The sequence below is a fragment of the Flavobacterium sp. YJ01 genome (genome assembly GCF_029320955.1).
In the GTDB taxonomy this organism is placed as follows: domain Bacteria; phylum Bacteroidota; class Bacteroidia; order Flavobacteriales; family Flavobacteriaceae; genus Flavobacterium.
In genome coordinates, this window is sequence record NZ_CP119757.1 from 3088916 (window position 1) to 3109762 (window position 20847).

At 33.2% G+C, this 20847-nt stretch carries 18 protein-coding genes; 12 read left to right on the plus strand and 6 right to left on the minus strand.

Translation table 11 applies throughout. The annotated features are described in order from the left end of the window. Positions 1-19 precede the first annotated feature (19 nt). From radA to panC, 4 genes are all read right to left on the minus strand, one after another. Complete coding sequence (gene radA / locus P0R33_RS13570) at positions 20-1381, minus strand: DNA repair protein RadA (protein ID WP_276171725.1); 1362 nt, start codon at positions 1379-1381, stop codon at positions 20-22. A 3-nt stretch (positions 1382-1384) separates the two neighbouring features. Beyond that, on the minus strand, positions 1385-2536 hold the full coding sequence (locus P0R33_RS13575; protein ID WP_276171726.1) for an alpha/beta hydrolase-fold protein: 1152 nt from the start codon (positions 2534-2536) through the stop codon (positions 1385-1387). A 203-nt stretch (positions 2537-2739) separates the two neighbouring features. Continuing rightward, complete coding sequence (panD, locus tag P0R33_RS13580; RefSeq protein WP_008465481.1) at positions 2740-3090, minus strand: aspartate 1-decarboxylase; 351 nt, start codon at positions 3088-3090, stop codon at positions 2740-2742. Positions 3091-3104: 14 nt separating this feature from the next. Continuing rightward, on the minus strand, positions 3105-3983 hold the full coding sequence (panC, locus tag P0R33_RS13585; RefSeq protein WP_276171727.1) for a pantoate--beta-alanine ligase: 879 nt from the start codon (positions 3981-3983) through the stop codon (positions 3105-3107). Positions 3984-4060: 77 nt separating this feature from the next. Here panC and P0R33_RS13590 point away from each other — a divergent pair, with 77 nt between their 5' ends. The 8 genes from P0R33_RS13590 to P0R33_RS13625 all read left to right on the plus strand — a co-directional run bounded on the left by P0R33_RS13590 (position 4061) and on the right by P0R33_RS13625 (position 15991). Further along, a complete protein-coding gene (locus tag P0R33_RS13590; protein WP_134138658.1) occupies positions 4061-4867 on the plus strand; it encodes a glycogen/starch synthase in 807 nt (268 codons plus the stop codon). A 22-nt stretch (positions 4868-4889) separates the two neighbouring features. Then, entirely contained in the window at positions 4890-6488 is a 1599-nt protein-coding gene (locus tag P0R33_RS13595) for a DUF4270 domain-containing protein (RefSeq protein ID WP_276171728.1), read from the plus strand. A 9-nt stretch (positions 6489-6497) separates the two neighbouring features. Further along, a complete protein-coding gene (glmS, locus tag P0R33_RS13600; RefSeq protein WP_276171729.1) occupies positions 6498-8348 on the plus strand; it encodes a glutamine--fructose-6-phosphate transaminase (isomerizing) in 1851 nt (616 codons plus the stop codon). Positions 8349-8656: 308 nt separating this feature from the next. Continuing rightward, positions 8657-11428, plus strand: coding sequence for a TonB-dependent receptor (locus P0R33_RS13605; protein ID WP_276171730.1), 2772 nt, complete (start codon positions 8657-8659; stop codon positions 11426-11428). Between the two features lie 51 nt (positions 11429-11479). Next, on the plus strand, positions 11480-13051 hold the full coding sequence (locus P0R33_RS13610; protein WP_276171731.1) for a G-D-S-L family lipolytic protein: 1572 nt from the start codon (positions 11480-11482) through the stop codon (positions 13049-13051). A gap of 235 nt (positions 13052-13286) precedes the next feature. Beyond that, entirely contained in the window at positions 13287-14798 is a 1512-nt protein-coding gene (atpD, locus tag P0R33_RS13615) for a F0F1 ATP synthase subunit beta (protein WP_057115305.1), read from the plus strand. Between the two features lie 83 nt (positions 14799-14881). After that, complete coding sequence (locus tag P0R33_RS13620; protein WP_276171732.1) at positions 14882-15163, plus strand: F0F1 ATP synthase subunit epsilon; 282 nt, start codon at positions 14882-14884, stop codon at positions 15161-15163. 189 nt (positions 15164-15352) lie between these two features. Next, a complete protein-coding gene (locus P0R33_RS13625) occupies positions 15353-15991 on the plus strand; it encodes an NAD(P)H-binding protein (protein WP_276171733.1) in 639 nt (212 codons plus the stop codon). Positions 15992-16048: 57 nt separating this feature from the next. Here the strand turns inward: P0R33_RS13625 and P0R33_RS13630 are convergent, their stop codons facing one another. Together P0R33_RS13630 and P0R33_RS13635 are read right to left on the minus strand one after the other, a co-directional pair. Next, positions 16049-16261: a helix-turn-helix transcriptional regulator gene (locus tag P0R33_RS13630; RefSeq protein ID WP_184159126.1), complete on the minus strand. Its 213-nt coding sequence runs from the start codon at positions 16259-16261 to the stop codon at positions 16049-16051. A 2-nt stretch (positions 16262-16263) separates the two neighbouring features. Continuing rightward, positions 16264-17094, minus strand: coding sequence for a DUF2975 domain-containing protein (locus tag P0R33_RS13635; protein ID WP_276171734.1), 831 nt, complete (start codon positions 17092-17094; stop codon positions 16264-16266). 174 nt (positions 17095-17268) lie between these two features. Here P0R33_RS13635 and P0R33_RS13640 point away from each other — a divergent pair, with 174 nt between their 5' ends. The 4 genes from P0R33_RS13640 to P0R33_RS13655 all read left to right on the plus strand — a co-directional run bounded on the left by P0R33_RS13640 (position 17269) and on the right by P0R33_RS13655 (position 20828). Beyond that, positions 17269-18405, plus strand: a complete 1137-nt coding sequence (locus tag P0R33_RS13640) for an 8-amino-7-oxononanoate synthase (protein WP_276171735.1) — start codon at positions 17269-17271, stop codon at positions 18403-18405. 444 nt (positions 18406-18849) lie between these two features. Next, the gene (locus tag P0R33_RS13645) at positions 18850-19713 is read left to right on the plus strand and encodes a TraB/GumN family protein (RefSeq protein ID WP_276171736.1); all 864 of its coding nucleotides are present in this window, start codon (positions 18850-18852) and stop codon (positions 19711-19713) included. A gap of 7 nt (positions 19714-19720) precedes the next feature. Next, complete coding sequence (locus P0R33_RS13650) at positions 19721-20224, plus strand: RNA polymerase sigma factor (protein ID WP_184159136.1); 504 nt, start codon at positions 19721-19723, stop codon at positions 20222-20224. Beyond that, a complete protein-coding gene (locus P0R33_RS13655; RefSeq protein ID WP_276171737.1) occupies positions 20214-20828 on the plus strand; it encodes a hypothetical protein in 615 nt (204 codons plus the stop codon). Before P0R33_RS13650 ends, P0R33_RS13655 begins: the two co-directional genes overlap by 11 nt. Positions 20829-20847: the final 19 nt, after the last annotated feature.

Consider the following 20847-nt stretch of genomic DNA (forward strand, 5'->3'; position numbering starts at 1 on the left):
TGGTATTTTTATCAGAAAATCAACCAAAAAGAATGCTGGCAACATCTTCAATTTTAGCAACCAATTCGATTTTGATTCCTGTATTTTTTAAAGCAATTTTGTTGTATTTGGAAACAAAGATAGTATCAAAACCTAATTTTTCGGCTTCTTGAATACGCTGATCTACACGATTAACAGGACGAATTTCTCCAGAAAGTCCGACTTCGCCAGCAAAACAGAAACCTTTTCCAACAGGAATATCTTCGTTTGATGATAAAATGGCTGCAACAACGGCCAAGTCAATTGCTGGATCATCAACAGAAATTCCGCCAGTAACATTCAGAAAAACATCTTTTGCGCCTAAACGGAAACCAGCTCTTTTTTCTAAAACAGCCAAAATCATGTTTAGTCTTTTTGCGTTGTAACCTGTTGTGCTTCTTTGTGGAGTTCCGTAAACTGCGGTGCTTACCAAAGATTGGATTTCAATCATCAGCGGACGCATCCCTTCAAGTGTTGTGGCAATTGCTGTTCCAGAAAGTTCTTCGTCTTTGTGTGAAATTAGAATTTCAGAAGGATTATTTACTTCACGCAAACCGCTTCCGAGCATTTCGTAAATTCCCAATTCAGCAGTCGAACCGAAACGGTTTTTTAAGGAACGCAAAATGCGATAAACATGGTTTCGATCGCCTTCAAATTGCAAAACGGTATCAACCATGTGTTCCAAAATTTTTGGACCTGCGATATTTCCATCTTTCGTAATATGCCCGATTAAAATAACTGGGATATTACTTTCTTTGGCAAATTTGATCAATTCTGCTGTGGTTTCTCGAATTTGAGAAATACTTCCCGCTGTCGATTCAATATAATCGGTATGCAAAGTCTGAATCGAGTCAATAATAACAACTTCAGGCTGAATGGTCTCAATTTGTTTAAAGATATTTTGCGTTTTGGTTTCGGTTAGAATATAACAGTTTTCGCTGTTTGGCGTAATTCTTTCCGCACGCATTTTAATTTGTTTCTGACTTTCTTCTCCAGAAACATACAAGGTTTTGTATGGTAATTTTAAAGAAACTTGCAGCAAAAGTGTACTTTTTCCGATACCGGGTTCTCCACCCAAAAGCGTTAAAGATCCAGGAACAAGTCCGCCTCCTAAAACACGATTCAATTCGCTGTCGGTTGTGTCCATTCGAACTTCCTGAGCAGAATCAATTTCGTTAATTTTTAAAGGTCTTGGCGCTTTTCCACTTGGAGCAGATTCGCTTTTCCAAGCTACTTTATCCTGTTTTTGAATGATTTCTTCGGCAATCGTATTCCATTCTTTGCAGGCATTGCATTGCCCTTGCCATTTGGCATATTGGGTTCCGCAGTTCTGACAAAAAAAGGAAGTTTTAACTTTTGACATTATTTATTTTTTTTTCGCAAGCGTATTCATTTCGTCAATCTTCTCATACATCATATCTTTGTTCAAATCGCCAATCGGTTCCATTTGCGAAGCGTTTTGATATTTCTTTGAAGCATGTTTCGGATCGCCTTGCTTTTCGTACATTAAACCTAATTCATATTCTCCCAACATGGCTTTTGGATAATTTACATTTCCTATTTCAGCCATTTTTCCTAATTCGCTATAAGCGTTGTTTCTTAAAATAATATTTTCAATTACTTTAAAATCACTCATTCTAACAGGAATTTGAACTCCTAGAACTTGTGACATTGCATTGTATTTATTCTCCAAATATTCTGCATATCCAGATTGAAGAACGGCAATTTTATCATTATATTCTGCAGAATTTATTGGTCTGTAAACTTCAAAAATCTGATAAAGCGCACTCGGAATAGAATGCAATACTTCTGTATAATGTGTTGTTCCTTTAAAAACTTCGTATTTATAATTTACTAACGGATTATTCGCGATTTTAATATTGCTGTTCAATTTATCTATCGGTTCTTTAATTTTTTTGATATCTCCATCAGCAGCCGATAAGTAAAAGAAAATAGGCTCTTTTACTTTTGCAAACTTTTCTGGAATTCGAACTTCCATTTTGTTTGCTAATTCTGGGCTTAAACAGATATAAGCATTAAAAATTGAAGTTTCTTTATACAAGTAAAAATTAGCAAAACCTGCTGTTAAATCATGTCCTGCAATAATTCTGAACGGAGAAGTTCTGTATTTTTTTTCGATGTATGGAATTAATTCTGCTCCGATAAATTCGAAAAATTTAGCGCCTTTCTCAAAAGGAAGTCCAGTATTTTGATCGATTGTTGTGTCGTCAAAACGTTCTCCATCTTTATTTTGGTGAATTCCGATAATGATCATCTCTGGAATATCATCCCAATAATTACCATAACTTACAGCTCCAGAAAATGGATCAAATAAATAATCTCCATCTAATAAATATAGAACAGGATATTTTTTGTCTTTGTTAGCTTCATAAGAAGCAGGAAGTCCGATTGTTATTCTTCGTTCTTCTCCTAGTTTTTCCGATTTAATGTTGTCGAACGTTTTTTGCGCAATCGACGAAAATGAAATAAAAAGAATTAGTAGGTAAACTTTTTTCATGATTTGAGGGATTTCAGTGAATTAAAAAGTATTGAAAATAGTGTAGCAATATACTATTTTATTTGCTTCTTTATGAAGTTGATTTTTTAAAATTGAAGCAAAGTTTTGGGGCCTAAAATCTTTTCAAATTAGGCAAAAGAAGATTTTTTTGTTCAAAATTGACTTTTGACAAAATAAGGGAATTCGATAAGGAAAAGAAAATCTTAGGTTAAAGAATTGTCATTTTCATTAGGGAAAATAATCCATGGCTTGAAGGTTTTAGCTTCTTCAAAATCCAAAGTAGCGTAAGAAATGATAATGATAATATCATCTTTCTGTACTTTTCTAGCTGCAGGACCATTCAAAGTAATTTCGCCCGAATTTTTTTCACCTTTAATAGCGTAAGTTTCAAAACGCTCGCCATTATTAATGTTAACAATAGATACCTTTTCGCCTTCAATAATATTTGAAGCTTCTAGTAGAGTTTCATCAATAGTAATGCTGCCAATATAATTTAAATCGGCACCCGTTACTTTAACGCGATGAATTTTTGATTTTATAACTTGAATTTGCATGCTGCAAAGTTAGATTAATTTAATGAAATGGTGTCTATCAGTCTTATAGAATTAACAAATACTGCTATAAATGCACGATAGTTTTTGTCGTTCTCTTTCTGATTGATAGGTAAAAGTGTCGATTCGTCAGCAATAACAAAATATTCGAGTTCGAATTCTTTGTTATCTTTGAAAGAATTTTCCACAAATTCGATTGTTTCTTGCGGAGAACCTTTCTGAAAAATCTCTTTTGCTTCTATCAGGGTTTTATAAATTATAGAAGCGTCTTTTCTTTCTTCTGGCGTTAATCGTTCGTTGCGCGAACTCATTGCCAGCTGATTTTCTTCTCTAAAAATCGGACATCCAACAATATTTACTGGTAAATCGGTTTTTTCGACTAGTTTTTTAACAATTTGAAGTTGCTGAAAATCTTTTTCTCCAAAATAAGCATTAGTTGGAGTTGCAATTTCGAATAGACGTTTCACGATCGTTCCAACTCCGTTAAAATGTCCCGGCCTGAATTTTCCTTCCATCTGATTTTCTAATCCGTCAAAATCAAAATCCTGAGAAATGGTATTTCCTTCATAAATATCTTCAACCGAAGGTGCGTATAAAATAATTTTATCACTTAATGTACGCATTTTCTTAACATCTTCTTCAAGAGTTCTTGGGTATTTTGCTAAATCTTCGGGATTATTAAATTGAGTTGGATTGACAAAAATGCTTACAACAGTATCATCGTTTTCTTTTAACGATCGTTGCATTAAAGCCAAATGTCCTTGGTGTAAAGCGCCCATTGTAGGCACAAATCCGATAGTTGAATTTGCGGTTTTGATAGTTTTAAGATAGGCTATCAACGCTGCTTTACTGTAGAAAATATGCATTGAGGTATTATTAAAATTTAGTGCAAACATAATATATTAGTTATAAACTGCATAAAATTTTGTAATTTTGCGACGTTTTTATTACCAAAATTAAGTAAAATACTATTATGAAAGATAAGAGGATATTGTATGTATCATCTGAAGTCGTGCCTTATTTGGCTGAAAATGAGGTTTCTTTAATGTCTTATGACGTTCCGAAAATGATTAATGATCAAGGCGGTCAGATAAGAATTTTCATGCCAAGATATGGAAATATCAATGAAAGAAGACATCAATTGCATGAAGTGATTAGACTTTCTGGAATGAATTTGGTAGTGAACGACTTAGATATGCCTTTGATTATTAAAGTAGCATCGATTCCGAAGGAAAGAATTCAGGTTTACTTTATTGATAATGATGAATACTTTAAACGCAAAGCAACTTTTGCAGATGAAGAAGGTGTTTTGTATCCTGATAATGATGAAAGAGCAATTTTCTTTGCTAAAGGTGTCGTAGAAACAGTAAAAAAACTCAACTGGGTTCCGGATATTATTCATGTTCATGGATGGTTGGCGGCTATGCTTCCAATTTATATGAAACATTATTATAAACATGAAGCATTGTTTTCTGAAACTAAAATTATCACTTCTGTTTACGGACAGTCTTTTGATGAAAATTTAGATTTAGAAATGATTAATAAAGTTAAATTTGACGGTGTTCCTCATGAAGCTGTTTCAGATTTAGAAGTTCCAAATTACGAGAATGTTTTAAAAGCTAGTATTTTACATTCTGATGGAGTAATCATTGCATCTGAAAATGTTTCTCCAAGTTTAACAAAATTTATAGAATCTTCAGGAAAACCTTTTTTACCTTTCGCCACGAAAGATGCATTTGCTGACGCTTATACAAATTTCTATAGAACATTTGGACTTTAAAATTTTAACTTATTATAAAACAATGATTAATACTTCTTTTATTAAGAAATTTCTTTTAGCTTTAACTGTGGTTTTTTTATATTCTTGCGATAAAGATTTTAATGCAATTGGTGATGGTTTAATTGGAGATGATCATTTTGGACTTGAGCCAGAAACATATGAGGTTTTAGCTTTTAATCAGGAAGTAACGCCTGTTCAGTCAAATTTTTTGCCTACAAATGCGTTGGGTATTTATGATAACCCTGTTTTTGGAACTACAACAGCAAATTTTGTTACGCAATTAGTAATGCAATCTTATGCGCCAACAATTGGTGAATCACCAGTTATTGAAAATGCAGTTCTTACAATTCCTTATTTTGTTAAAAGTAAAACAACCGATCCGAATGGTGCTAGTACTTATGTATTAGATTCTATTTACGGTGATAAAAATGGAAAACTAGATTTAAAGATTTATGAATCTGGTATTCAGATGAGAAACAGTTATTTTAATGGAGGTTCTCAATTGACTCAATTTTATTATACAGATCAAAATAATGAATTTGAAACTAAAAAACTAGGTGGTATTTTAAATGATACTATTACCGAAAAGTCAGAAGAAAATACAGCATTCTTTTTTGATCCTAAAGAAATTGTAACAAAGACTGTAGATGCTACAGATCCAAAAAAAGAGACTGTTACAAGAACTGCACCTCAGATGGTTTTGCATCTTAATAAAGAATTTTTTCAACAGAAAATCTTAAATGCACCCGCTTCAAAATTAGCTTCTGATGATGTTTTTCAAGAATATTTTAGAGGATTGTACTTTAATGTGGCAAAATCAGGAGGAAATGCTAGTAATATGGCACTTTTAAATTTTGCCGAGGGGAAAATCACAATTAATTATAGAGCAAAAACAGCTTCTACAACAGATGATCCTAATTTAACGGAAAAAAAACAGATTGTTTTAAATCTTACTACTGGTAGTACTTCTAGTCCTGCTAGTACGGCTAATTTTCTACAAAATGTTTGGAAGTCAGATTATCAAACAGCTTTGACTACAGTAAATAAAACAGAAGGAGACGAAAGACTTTATCTAAAAGGAGGTCAAGGTTCGATGGCGGTAATTCGTCTTACTGGATTTGAAGCACAATTGGAAACAATTAGAAAAACCAATTGGAAAGTGAATGAAGCAAATCTTGTCTTTTATATTGATGCCGAAAAAATGACCGGTGCAGATGAGCCATTAAGATTGTATTTGTACGATTTAGACAATAATACAGTTTTAGCAGATTATTCAACAGAAGCTGGTGCTGCTTATGGAGGTGTGATTACTAAAGGAACAGATAAAAGAGGAACTACTTATAAGTTTAGAATTACAAGCCATATCCGTAATCTTATTAAAAATGCTACGGCTACAAATGTTAATTTAGGACTTGTTGTTTCACAGTCAAATGGAGCCGCTGCAGTTACGTCAAATGTGCTGAAGGATAAGGTTCAGATTCAAGATAATCCGGTAAAATATTTTTCTCAATTACCGAGAGGATCTATTATGAGTACTTTAGGGACAATTTTATACGGCGGAAAATCTTCTGCAGGCGATAAAAAATTGAAACTTGAAGTCTACTACACGAAACCAAATTAATAAATATATATGTGTGGAATTGTTGGATACATCGGTCATAGAGACGCTTATCCTATCGTAATTAAGGGACTAAAGCGTCTTGAGTACAGAGGATATGATAGTGCCGGCGTTATGTTATATGACGAAGAGTCTGGCGTAAAAGTTTGTAAAACAAAAGGTAAAGTTTCGGATCTTGAAGCTAAAGCCAATGAAGGTTTTACAGTAAATGGAAAAATTGGAATTGGACATACGCGTTGGGCAACGCATGGTGTGCCTAATGATGTCAATTCTCATCCTCATGTTTCAAATTCTGGAGATTTAGTAATTATTCACAACGGAATTATAGAAAATTACGCTCCGCTAAAAGAAGAACTTGTAAAAAGAGGCTATACCTTTAAATCTGATACAGATACAGAAGTTTTAGTTAATTTAATAGAAGAAGTTCAAAAGAAAGAAAATATTAAATTAGGAAAAGCTGTTCAGATTGCACTTAACCAAGTGGTTGGAGCTTATGCAATTGCTGTTTTCGATAAAAAAAATCCAAACGAACTTGTTGCTGCAAGATTAGGTAGTCCATTAGCAATTGGAGTTGGAGAGGGAGAGTATTTTGTTGCTTCTGATGCATCACCATTTATTGAATATACTTCTAATGCAGTTTATTTAGAAGATGGTGAAATGGCTAATATTAGACTGCATAAAGCAATCAAAATTAGAAAAATTAAAGATGACTCTTTGGTAGATCCTTATATTCAAGAACTTCAAATGAATTTGGAGCAGATTGAAAAAGGTGGTTATGATCATTTCATGCTAAAAGAAATCTACGAACAGCCAAGTGTTATTAAAGATACATACAGAGGAAGACTTCATGCTAATGAAGGAATTGTTCAAATGGCTGGTGTTGAAGATAATTTAGAGAAATTCTTAAACGCAAAACGTATTCTAATTGTAGCTTGCGGTACTTCTTGGCACGCAGGTTTGGTAGCAGAATACATTTTTGAAGAATTTACACGTATTCCAGTTGAAGTAGAATATGCTTCAGAATTCAGATACAGAAACCCAATTATCAATAAAGATGACGTTGTAATTGCTATTTCTCAATCTGGAGAAACTGCTGATACAATGGCAGCTATTAAATTAGCAAAAGAAAACGGTGCCTTTGTATTTGGTGTTTGTAATGTGGTTGGTTCGTCTATTTCAAGAGAAAGTCATGCAGGTGCTTACACGCACGCTGGACCAGAAATTGGAGTGGCTTCTACAAAAGCTTTTACAACTCAGATTACAGTTTTAACAATGATTGCGTTAAAATTAGGAAAAGCTAAAGGAACGTTATCAAATACAGATTTCCATACTTATCTTCAAGAATTAGAAATTATTCCTGAGAAAGTAGCAGAAGCATTGGAAACGAATGATAAAGCAAAAGAAATTGCTGCGGCTTTTAAAGATTCAGCAAACTGTCTTTATTTAGGTAGAGGATATAATTTTCCTGTTGCTTTAGAAGGAGCTTTGAAATTAAAAGAAATCTCATACATTCACGCAGAAGGTTATCCAGCGGCTGAGATGAAACACGGTCCTATTGCTTTAATTGATGAGCATATGCCAGTTATTGTTATTGCTCCAAAACAAGGTCATTACGATAAAATTGTAAGTAATATTCAGGAAATTAAATCAAGAAGCGGTAAAATTATTGCTGTAGTTACAAAAGGAGATATTCAAGTTCGCGAATTGGCGGATTATGTAATTGAAATCCCTGAAACTTCAGATGCGTTGTCTCCGTTGGTTACAACAATTCCTTTACAATTACTTTCTTACTATATTGCAGTTATGAGAGGTTGTAATGTGGACCAGCCTCGTAACTTGGCAAAATCAGTTACAGTAGAATAGATTCTATTTTAAAATATAGATATGTTAAAAAAGCGAGATTTAAGTCTCGCTTTTTTTTATTGTCAAAAATTTTTTTCAGCATATGTATTTTTGTGAAATTTTCAATTTTTTAGTGAAAATTTATATGTATGCATAGTATATTGGTTTTTCTTCTTGTTTTCTTTGATTTTAGTTTAATAAATTGAATTAAGAAATAGTTAAAATATTGTAAAAAATGATGCTAAATATGAATTTTATTTAACGTTTTTTTATGCATATTAAAATATTTATGTATTTTGGCTATATACTAACGAAAAAACTAAACCCAAATGAGAGTCTACTTGCTAATTATGTTGTTGTTCTTCAGCGGAATATCTTTTGCGCAGAATACAATAACAGGTTCGGTTACAGATGGTAACAAACAATCTATTCCAGGTGCTAATGTTGTTATTGTTGGCGAAAATACCGGTGCGTCTACAGATTTTGACGGATCGTTTAAGCTGACAACCAATACCAAACTGCCTTTTTCTGTAAAGGTTTCTGCTATTGGTTTTGAATCGAAAACAATTAATGTTACTACCGCAAATCAAAAGTTGAATGTAGTTTTAAAAGATGAAGAAACTAAATTGGATGAAATTGTAGTTTCTGCTTCGAGAACACCTGAAAGAGTTATTGAGTCGCCAGTAACTATTGAGCGTATGGGACTTCAGGAAATTAAAAATACTACAGCGGCTACTTTTTATGATGGTTTAGAAAATTTGAAAGAAGTAGATTTTAATACAAGCAGTATTTCTTTCAAATCTATAAATACAAGAGGTTTTGCTACTGTTGCCAACACTCGTTTCATGCAATTAGTAGACGGAATGGATAATTCATCCCCAGCTTTGAACTTTGTTTTAGGAAATCTTATTGGTGTTTCAGATATTGATGTTGCTAGTGTAGAGTTGCTTCCAGGAGCATCTTCAGCTCTTTACGGAGCAAATGCTTTCAACGGAATCATGTTTATGACTAGTAAAAGTCCATTTACAAATGAGGGAATTAGTGTTTACTACAAATACGGACAAACTAGTCAAAATGCTGCAGGAACAAATGATTATAATGATTTTGGGATTAGAGCAGCAAAAGCTTTTACTAAACATTTTGCAATGAAAGCCAATTTCACTTATATGGAAGCTAGCGAATGGATTGCAAATGACAAAAGAAGTATGACAGCTGGAGGAGATAGTCATGCAGTGAATCAAAATTATGACGGATTAAATATTTACGGTGACGAGGTTACTACTTTTATTCCGAACGTAGGGCAGGTTAGTAGAACGGGTTATCGTGAACAAGATTTGACAGATAATAAGGTTCAGAGTATGAAAGCGGATTTCAGCGCGCATATTAAACCTTGGGCAGACGATACAGAATTTATTTTACAATATAAAATTGGTACGGGAAGCACTATTTATCAAGGAGCAAATAGATATGCTTTAAAAGATTTCTTAATGCAACAAGGTAAATTTGAAGTAAAAGGGAAAAACTTTTTCGGAAGAGTTTATTTTACAAGTGAAGATGCAGGAAACTCTTACGATATGAGATTTGCAGCATGGAACGTAAACAGAGCGGCAAAATCTGATGTAGAGTGGTTTACAAACTACGCAACAGCTTATCAGTATGCAGGTGCGGTTATGGGAACAAATGCTAATGAGTCTGCTGCAATTGCAAGAAACTTTGCAGATTATAATGTGTTGCCAGCTCAGATATCATTTATTCCTCAGCCAACGGGATCTCCAAGATTTGAGCCAGGAAGTCCGCAGTTTAATCAAGCGTTAGCAAACGTTACTGCAAATCCAGATTTGACTCAAGGTGCTAAATTTATTGATCATTCTAAATTATACCATTCAGATGTGAACTATAATTTTAGAGATATTATAAAATGGGCAGAAGTTCAAGTTGGAGGTTCTTGGAGAAAATATGTAATGGATTCTCAAGGAACAATCTTTACAGATTATGATGGTCCTATCGAATATAAAGAATATGGTGCTTATGCGCAGCTTCAGAAAAAATTCTTAGATGACAGATTGAAGTTTACGGGATCTTTACGTTACGATAAAAGCCAGAATTTTGATGGAAACGTTTCGCCTAGAGTTTCTTTTGTGTACTCTGCAGGTGCTGCTAAAAACCACAATTTCAGATTATCTTATCAAACAGGTTTCCGTAATCCAACTACACAGGATCAATATATTGGTTTAGATTTAGGGCCTTTTGCATTAATCGGATCAGCTCCTGAGAATTTAGATCGTTTTCAAGAAACGGTAAATGTTAGTGCGGCTGGACAGGCTTTAGGGCAGCCTGCAACAGTTAATATGTCAGGACAAAATGCTTATCGTAATGCTTACACGGTAGCTTCTGTTCAAGCTTTCGCAGCTTCTGCAAATCCAGCTGATCTTCAAGTAGCTAATATCGGATTGGTAAAACCAGAGCAAGTTCAGGCTTTTGAGGCAGGATATCGTACTGTAGTTCAAAATGACTTATCTGTTGATTTGAATGCTTATTATAATATTTATAATGATTTCATGAATACAGCGAGAGTTATTTCTCCTTATTATGGAACAGTTGGTACGCCAGAATCTTATCAAGCTCTTGCATTTGGAGACCGAAGAGTGTATCAAGTGTATACTAATACTACCGCTCAAATTTCTTCTTTTGGTTTTGGAGCTGGACTTTCTAAAAAAGTATATAAAGATTTTGAAGTAGGTGTGAACTATAACTACGCACAATTTAATTTTGATCAATCAGACGATCCAGATTTTGTGGCTGGTTTCAATACTCCAAAACATAGAATCAAAGCTTCTTTAGGAAATGCAAAAGTGATTAAAAACTTAGGTTTTAATGTAAATGTTAGATGGAATTCAGAATATTTATGGGAATCTTCTTTTGGAGATGGTATGATTCCAGAAAACACTGTTCTTGATGCTCAGATAAATTATGCGCTTCCAAAATGGAAATCGGTTATTAAAGTAGGAGCTACTAACCTTTTTGGTTCAGATTATCTTCAAGTTATCGGAGCAGGTATGATTGGTCAAATGTGGTTTGCTTCTTGGACAATTAATCCATAATGATAATTGATTGACAGATGAAAGTGGTAATAATTTTAAAAAAGTAGTAAGATGAAAAAAAATATAAAATGGTTGTTTTTGGCTTCTTTAGCTATTATGGCCTCATGTAATAGTGATGATAATGATACGCCAGTTGAAGTTCCAGTAGTTCCTGGTACGGCGGATTTTACAAAATATATTGCACTTGGAGATTCTTTTGCGGCAGGTTACAGTGATAACGCTTTGTTTAAAAAAGGACAAGAAAACTCGTATCCAAATATATTATCTCAGCAATTTGCTGCTGCTGGTGGTGGAGCTTTTACACAACCGCTTATGAATGATAATATTGGCGGATTGCTTTTAGGTGGAAATGTAATTGCCGGCACGCGTTTATATTTTGTTGGGCAAACTCAGACGCCAACTAATGTTGTTGGAAATCCAACTACCGAAGTTACGGCACATCTTTCGGGAACATTTAATAATTTAGGAGTTCCTGGAGCAAAAAGTTATCATTTATTAGCTGCAAATTACGGAAATGTAGCAGGTGTGGCAACTGGAGCAGCTAATCCTTACTTTGCAAGATTTTCAAGTACGCCTTCTGCAACTGTTATTGCTGATGCCGTTGTTCAGAACCCAACTTTTTTCTCTTTATTTATAGGAGGAAATGATGTTTTGGCGTACGCAACTTCTGGAGGAACAGGAAAAGATCAAACAGGAAATGCAAACCCAGCAACTTATGGAGGAAATGATATTACAGATCCGACCGTTTTTGCTAGTGTATACACTAATTTAGTTACAGCTTTAACAGCTAAAGGGGCTAAAGGAGTTGTGGCAAATTTGCCTTACATTACAGCTTTGCCTCATTTTACAACTGTTCCTTATAATCCGCTAAGTGCTAAAGTAATCGGAAAAAATAATGAAGCGGTTGGTGTAGCTACAATAAAAGCGCTAAATGCACAATTGTATGGTCCGTTAAAACAAGCATTAACAGCATTTAATGCAGGAGATAGAATTAATTTGCTTTCTGAAACTGGTGCAAGTCCGTTGTTAATAAAAGATGAAAGTTTAACTAACTTATCTGCTCAATTAACTGCTGCATTTACGCCTACATTAGGTGCGCAGACTGCAGCTTTCTACGGTGCTGTTTTCGGACAGGCAAGACAAAGTAAAGCAACAGATTTAGTGGTGTTAACGGCGAGAGCAGATATCGGTGCTGCGCCAACAGCAGCAAATTCTGGAATTGGAATTGCGCCGCCAGCTCCGTTAAACGCATTCGGAATTTCTTATCCTTTACAAGATAAACACGTGTTGATTCCTACTGAAATAGCAGAAATTAAAAAAGCTACGGATGCTTATAACGCAACAATTCAAGCTGTAGCTACAGAAAAAGGATTGGCTTTTGTTGATACAAAAGCAACTTTAACGCAATTAGCAAGTGGCGGAATCCGATTTGGGAACTTTACAATGAGTTCTTCTTTTGCAACAGGAGGAGCATTTTCTTTAGATGGAGTTCATCCAAGTGCAAGAGGGTATGGCTTAATTGCTAATATTTTTATTGATGCCATAAATGCGAAATACAGCTCAACTTTACGACATGTTGATTTGGCTCTTTATCCAATTCAGTATCCGCAGACACTTCCATAATGTTTTGAAAAACACTATAAAGAAAGCCGCTCATTTTTAGAATGGAGCGGCTTTTTCTTTTAACTAAAAAATGAATGTTTTGGTTGTTTTTTTGCCAAGTTTTATGAATCAAACAAAATCGTGCTATTTTTTATGAAAAAAAAATTGATTTTATATTTTAAAAAATTATCTTTGCGCTCTGAAAAAAGAGGTATTTTCGATAAACCTAAATAGCTATTTAATAAATACATAAGTAATGTCAAAAGTAATAGGAAAAGTTGCTCAAATCATTGGACCAGTAGTAGACGTAGTTTTCAACGGTAAAGATGTTGAACTTCCAAAAATTTATGATTCACTAGAAATCACAAAAAAAGATGGAACAATCTTAGTTCTAGAAGTACAATCTCATATTGGTGAAAACACTGTTCGTACCATTTCTATGGATTCAACAGATGGTTTAAGCAGAGGATATGAAGTAGTTGGAACTGGAAATCCAATCCAAATGCCAATCGGTCCAGACGTATATGGACGTTTATTTAATGTTGTTGGAGATGCCATTGACGGTTTAGGTGATTTGCCAAAAACTGGAGAAAACGGTTTGCCAATTCACAGACAAGCTCCAAAATTCGAAGATTTATCAACTTCATCTGAAGTTTTATTTACAGGTATTAAAGTAATCGATTTGATCGAGCCTTACGCAAAAGGAGGTAAAATTGGATTGTTTGGTGGTGCTGGAGTAGGTAAAACAGTATTGATTCAGGAGTTGATCAACAATATCGCAAAAGGTCACGGTGGACTTTCAGTATTCGCAGGAGTAGGAGAAAGAACACGTGAAGGAAATGACTTACTTCGTGAGATGTTAGAGTCAGGAATTATTAAATACGGTGATGATTTCATGCACTCTATGGAAAATGGAGGATGGGATTTATCTAAAGTAGATATGCCAGGAATGAGAGAGTCTAAAGCTACTTTCGTTTTCGGACAAATGAATGAGCCACCTGGAGCTCGTGCACGTGTGGCACTTTCAGGATTATCTATCGCTGAGTATTTCCGTGATGGAGCTGGATCAGATCAAGGAAAAGACGTATTATTCTTCGTTGATAATATCTTCCGTTTTACACAAGCAGGTTCTGAGGTATCAGCACTTTTAGGACGTATGCCATCTGCGGTAGGTTACCAACCAACATTGGCAACTGAGATGGGTGCGATGCAAGAGCGTATTACATCTACAAATAAAGGATCTATTACATCTGTACAAGCGGTTTACGTTCCTGCGGATGACTTAACTGACCCGGCGCCAGCTACAACTTTCGCGCACTTAGATGCAACAACTGTATTGTCTCGTAAAATTGCTGAGTTAGGTATCTATCCTGCGGTTGATCCATTAGATTCTACTTCAAGAATTTTAACTCCACATATCTTAGGAGATGAGCACTACAACTGTGCACAAAGAGTAAAAGAAATTCTTCAAAAATACAAACAACTTCAAGATATCATCGCGATTCTTGGTATGGAAGAGTTATCTGAAGAAGATAAACTTTCTGTATCTAGAGCACGTCGTGTACAACGTTTCTTGTCTCAGCCATTCCACGTAGCAGAGCAATTTACAGGTATCCCAGGAGTATTGGTTGATATTAAAGATACTATCAAAGGATTTAACATGATTATCGATGGTGAGCTAGATCACCTTCCAGAAGCAGCTTTCAACTTGAAAGGTTCTATTCAAGATGCAATCGAAGCTGGAGAAAAAATGTTAGCTGAAGCATAATAATATTGGTTGTTAGTTGTTAGTTGTCAGTTGTTAGAAAGCAACCATCAACCATCAACCATCAACTATTAACTAAAAAAAATATGATTTTAGAAATAGTATCACCAGAAGCTAAATTATTTTCAGGAGAAGTAACTTCAGTTACTTTGCCAGGAGTTGATGGAAGCTTTCAGATTTTAAATCATCACGCGCCAATTGTTTCTATTTTAGAAAAAGGAACAATTAAAATTGCAGCTCCTAGCTTCAATTTTTCTAAAGAGGCTGCAGATAAATTCACGAAAGTAAATGACCAAACTTATACTTTAGAGATTAAGTCAGGAACAATCGAGATGAAAGACAATAAGATAATTGTATTAGTTGACTAAGACAATTTCAGAATAAGTAAAAAGCCAGACATATTTGTCTGGCTTTTTTTATTTTTTTACTTTTGAAGTATTAAAATCTCTTTATAAAATATCGATACAATGATAAAAGCTCAGTAAGCTTTTGTCTTTTTCGCTTTATTGGTTTGATAAAGTGCAACTTATTTATGTCAAATTTTATGAAGAATACTTATGAAAAATATATCAAAAATCGCCGTAATTGGCGGAGGCGGTAAAACAGGAAATTATCTTGTAAAGCACTTATTAAAAGAAGGATTTCATTTAAAACTACTGCTTCGAAATCCTAAAAAATTCAATATTCAAAGTGATAATATTGAAATTGTCGAAGGCGACGCACTTAATTTTAAATCTATAAAAACATTACTAAAAGATTGTCAGGCTGTTTTGAGTACAATTGGCCAAAGAAAAGGGGAGCCTTTAGTTGCAAGTCAGGTGACGAATCATGTTTTAAAGGCAATGAATGAATACGGAATTGACCGTTATGTTCTATTGGCGGGACTTAATATTGATACTCCATTCGACAAGAAAAGCTCAAAAACACTCATGGCGACAGATTGGATGAAAAGTAATTTTCCGTTAATTCAGGAAGATCGCCAAAAGGCCTATAAACTTTTAGAAGAAAGTGATGTAAATTGGACACAGGTTCGCGTTCCTCTTATTGAGTTTACAGATAATAGTTCTGAAATAATAGTAAATGTCGAAGATTGTTTGGGAGATAAAATTACGGCTCTGGATATTTCAAAGTTTATGGCTAGAGAAATGATTGAATCAAAATATAATAGACAGTCACCTTTTATTAGTAATTTATAAAAAATTAAATGAAGAAGAGCAGATCAATGCGATCTGCTCTTTTGCTAAGTATGTTTTTTATTCTTCTTCCTTTACAAACTCCATAATATCGCCTGGCTGACATTCGAGTATTTCACAAATGAGTTCTAAGGTCGAAAATCGAATAGCTTTTGCCTTTCCAGTTTTCAGTATCGAAAGATTTGCTGTTGTAATGCCAATTCGTTCTGCTAATTCATTTGAACGCATCTTTCTTTTGGCAAGCATTACATCGAGATTTACAATGATTGGCATAATTATATTGTTAAGTCGTTTTCGTTCTGAAGATTGTATCCGTGATTTAATAATTTGCTTAAAACTACTAAACATAATCCAAGAAAAATAATTTGCAAATTGTATTCCAGAACAGGTTTTAAATTCATAAAATGAAATCTTCCGTTACTAATTGAATCTGTATAATGAAAATAATCAATGTTGGAAAAATATTGCATTATAATATAGCTTATAATCAGATTTGCAACTTGAAACAATATAAAAGAATATCCAATTTTTTTGATTCTTTCATTAAGTAATAAGTCAAATGCAAAATTAGCTCTTAATTGCTTAAATAAACGCATGCATTGATAACTTACAAATAATGCTAGAATTAAATACAAATAGCTTTTTATAATTAAAACAACTTTTAGAAAATAATCTTTAGGGTTGATTATTAAATCGACGGTCGAGTTTGTGTTCTGAATTTTAATATTTTTAAATTCATTTTTAACATCAAGGTATTTTTGATCTCGCACTTCAAAAGTGTTTATCTGATACTTCTTTTTAAGTGTTGAATCATTTTTTACTCTATTGAAATAATTATCATTTTCTTTACTATAGAAGTTAGAAACCGAGCCGCTGATTTTCGATTGTTCGTTTTTGTATATAATTAAAGTATCAGGAACATTTAGCTGGAGTTGAGTAGTTATACTATATCCTTTTGAATGGTGCATAGTGGAATTCCAAGAGCCCAAAGTACCGTTTGGAATGCATTCAAAGATAATAGCAAACAATAGTATAAGTTGCGAAAATCTAAAACTAAGTCGAGAAAAAACATAAAGTACAGTAATCAATCTATTATTGGTTTTCATAATATTTGTTTTTAGTTGGTGTAAATATATAAAAATTATCGATAAACGATAATAAAAATATTTTAAACGATAAAAATTTATCGAAAAGCTTTCCTGTTTTTTTTAAATTAAATGAAGTCAGCTTTATGAATGAAAATTTGAAGTAACAAACTTTTGTTGTTTAACTTTGTTTTTATGGAATTACCAGAACATTTAAATAGAAAGATTGAAAATTCTAAAGAAAAAGAGTTGTTTAGAAAACTGCCCATTTTTAATAATTTGGTAGATTTTTCTTCAAACGATTATATCGGATTTTCGAAATCAGAATACATTTTTAAACATGTTCATGCTTATTTAGTGGAAAATGAAATCTTTCAAAACGGATCAACTGGATCAAGATTAATTTCTGGTAATCATTCTCTTTATCAAATTACAGAAAATTATATAGCTGAATTTCATGACTCAGAAGCGGCTTTAATTTTTAATTCGGGTTACGATGCCAATATTGGTTTTTTTAGCGCTGTGCCGCAAGAAAATGATGTTGTTTTGTATGATGAATTGTGCCATGCTTCTATAAAAGATGGGATTTCTCTATCTGCTGCCCAATCGCATCTTTTTATCCACAATGATTTTGAAGATTTGGAGCGTCTTATTCTTAAATTTCACCATAAAACAATTTATATTGTAACTGAAACTGTCTTTTCAATGGATGGCGATAGTCCGAATTTGGAAGAATTGGTTGCACTTTCAGAAAAATACAATTGCTATTTGATTGTTGATGAAGCACACAGCTTTGGTATTTTCGGAAATAAAGGTGAAGGACTTACGCAGTATTTTGAATTGCATAATAGAATTTTTGCAAGAATTGTAACTTTTGGAAAAGCTTTAGGTTGTCAAGGAGCCGCAATTTTAGGCAGTAATGAACTTAGAAATTACTTGATCAATTTTGCAAATAGCTTTTTGTATACAACCGCTTTGTCGCCTTATGCGGTTGCAACTATTTTGATAGCGTATCAACAATTGGAAACAGAAAATATTGCAATAGAAAAACTTCGTCAAAATATTGTTTTTTTTAATCAGCAAAAGAATTTGTTGGGTTTGAAACCAATGTTTGTGCATAGTAAATCGGCAATACATTCGCCTATTGTTCCTGGAAATCAAAATATAAAACAGTTGGCTCAATTGCTTCAAGATAAAGGATTTGATGTGCAGGCTATTCTTTCGCCAAGAGTTCCAGAAGGTCAGGAACGTTTGCGCTTTTGTATTCACAGTTATAATTCGCAAGAAGAAATAAATCTTGTTTTAGAATTGGTTCGGGATTTTGTTTTTTAGGATTCTTCTGGATTACTTTTTTCCACTTTTTGCTTCTAACTTTTCATGAATTGGAAATTTTTTTTCTTCTGTGAATGCCCGTATTTCCTTATATTTTGAAAAAAGTTGAATTTTTTTTGTAACGTTTTGAATCTTTGGTCACTTACGAGTCGTAATCAAATAAACCGAAACAATTATGAAAACACAGTCAATATCAAAAAGCGAAAAAATTTTCAATTTTATATTTATCTTTTTAAGTTCAGCAGGTTTAGGATATGCATTTGCAAATCAGTTTATGCTAGAAAAACCTAATAAAGAATTCCTTTTAATAACGATTTGCTTTTTCTTGGCTTCAATTGCTTCATGGCAACGAAAAAAATATAGCAAATAAAATAAGTAAGGAGTTTCAATCATCAAATTTTCAATCAAAATCAATCAAATAATCAATTTAAAACAATCAACAAAATGAAAAATTTAATCAAATCAGTAATCGCGGTAATTGCAATTATATTTAGTTCTTATGTTCAGGCGCAGACAAAATCTTCAAAACTTGAAAACACACTTTTATGGGAAGTTTCAGGAAACGGATTAACAAAACCTTCTTATTTATACGGAACGGTTCATATGATTTGTTCGCCTGATTACTTTCTTTCAGAAAAAACAAAAAAAGCATTTGACGCTTCTAACAAGCTAGTTTTAGAAATCAATTTTGCAGATCCAACAGAAATGACAGATATGCAGAAAAGAGCAATGGGAAAAGAACCATTAAGTAAATTATTAAGTGGGGAACAATTGTCAAAATTGGACGAAATCTTAAAAACTACAACCGGAATGAATGTACAACAAGTAGATAGTTTTAGTTTAATGACGGTAATGAGTTTAATTTCGATGAAAACTTTTGGTTGCACAGATATGAAGCTTTATGAAATGGAATTTATAGAAATGGCTAAAAAAAGAAATATTCAGATTGGAGGTTTAGAAACTGTAAATTCACAACTTGATATTCTTGAAAAAGCATATACAAATGATGAAATGATTAAAATGTTAAGCGAATCAAATCAGAATGAAACGTCTAAATTAGTGGCGGCATATAAAAGTGAAAACATCGATGATTTGTATAATAACGTAACCGATAAAAAGTTTACAACTGAAAAAACAAAAAAGATGATTCTGGATCAAAGAAATTTGAATTGGGTAAAAGATATGCCACAGATGATGAAGACAGAAAGTGTGTTTTTTGCAGTAGGAGCAGGACATTTAGGAGGTGAGTTTGGAGTGATTAATTTATTAAGAAAGGCAGGATATATTGTAAAACCAGTAATGAACTAAAACTATTTTGAAAGAAAAAGAACAAGAGTTTTTAAATCGGATAGAAAGTCATAAAGGAATTCTGTACAAGGTTTCGAAAATGTATATGGATAATTATGACGATCAGCAAGATTTGTTTCAGGAAATTGTTTGTCAGCTTTGGAAATCGTATGAAACATTTCGAAACGAAAGCCAGTTTTCGACTTGGATGTATCGAGTAGCGGTAAATACGGCGATTGTTTTTCTTAGAAAAGAAAAGCGAAAGGTTGATAAGTATGAAATTGCATCGGAGAATATTAAAGAGGAAGAAGGAGATTCGCACATCAAAGAAAGCCAACTAGATCATTTTTATAAAGCGGTACAAAAACTCGAAAAAATTGATAAAGCGATTATCTTTTATCAGTTAGAAGGTTTTTCTCATAAAGAAATCGGAGAAAATCTAGGGATTTCAGAAGGAAATGCGAGAGTCAAATTAAACCGAGCAAAAGAAAAATTAAAAGAAATAATTAAAAATCAGGGATATGGATTTTAACGATATACAAAATGCATGGAATAACGAAAAGAATGAAAATGTTGTTCTTCCAGATAACTTAGAAAAGATTAATTCGGCCAATACGCCTCTAGATAAAATAAGAAAAAATCTAAAGAATGAGCTTATAATGCAGTCAGTAGCTGTTTTTTTAATGGGTTTAACACCTTATGCATATGCTTTTCCAACAAAATGGATTGTTCCGTTTTACTTAATGTTCAGCATATTTGTTGCAGTTTGTGTATACTATTTAATAAAACTGTATATTTTTTATAAGAGACTGAACAACATTACATTAAAAACAAAAGACAGTTTATACGAAACTTATTTTGACGTAAAGCTTAATATGGAATTGTATAAAACATTCGGATTTGCTCTGACGCCTTTTATAGTTTTGTTTTTACTTGGGTTTTTATACCATGAGTTTTCAAAAGCGCCTAATTTTCAACTTGCAGAATTTACTAACGGACAATTAATAAGTGTTTTTGCAGTAGTTACTTTTAGTATTTTATTTATGGGATTGGCATTAGAATGGTGGGTGCAATATTTTTACGGAAAGTACGCCAAGGAAATAAGAAAAGTAATTGACGAATTGAAAGAAGAATAAAAACAAGAAACCCATCGAT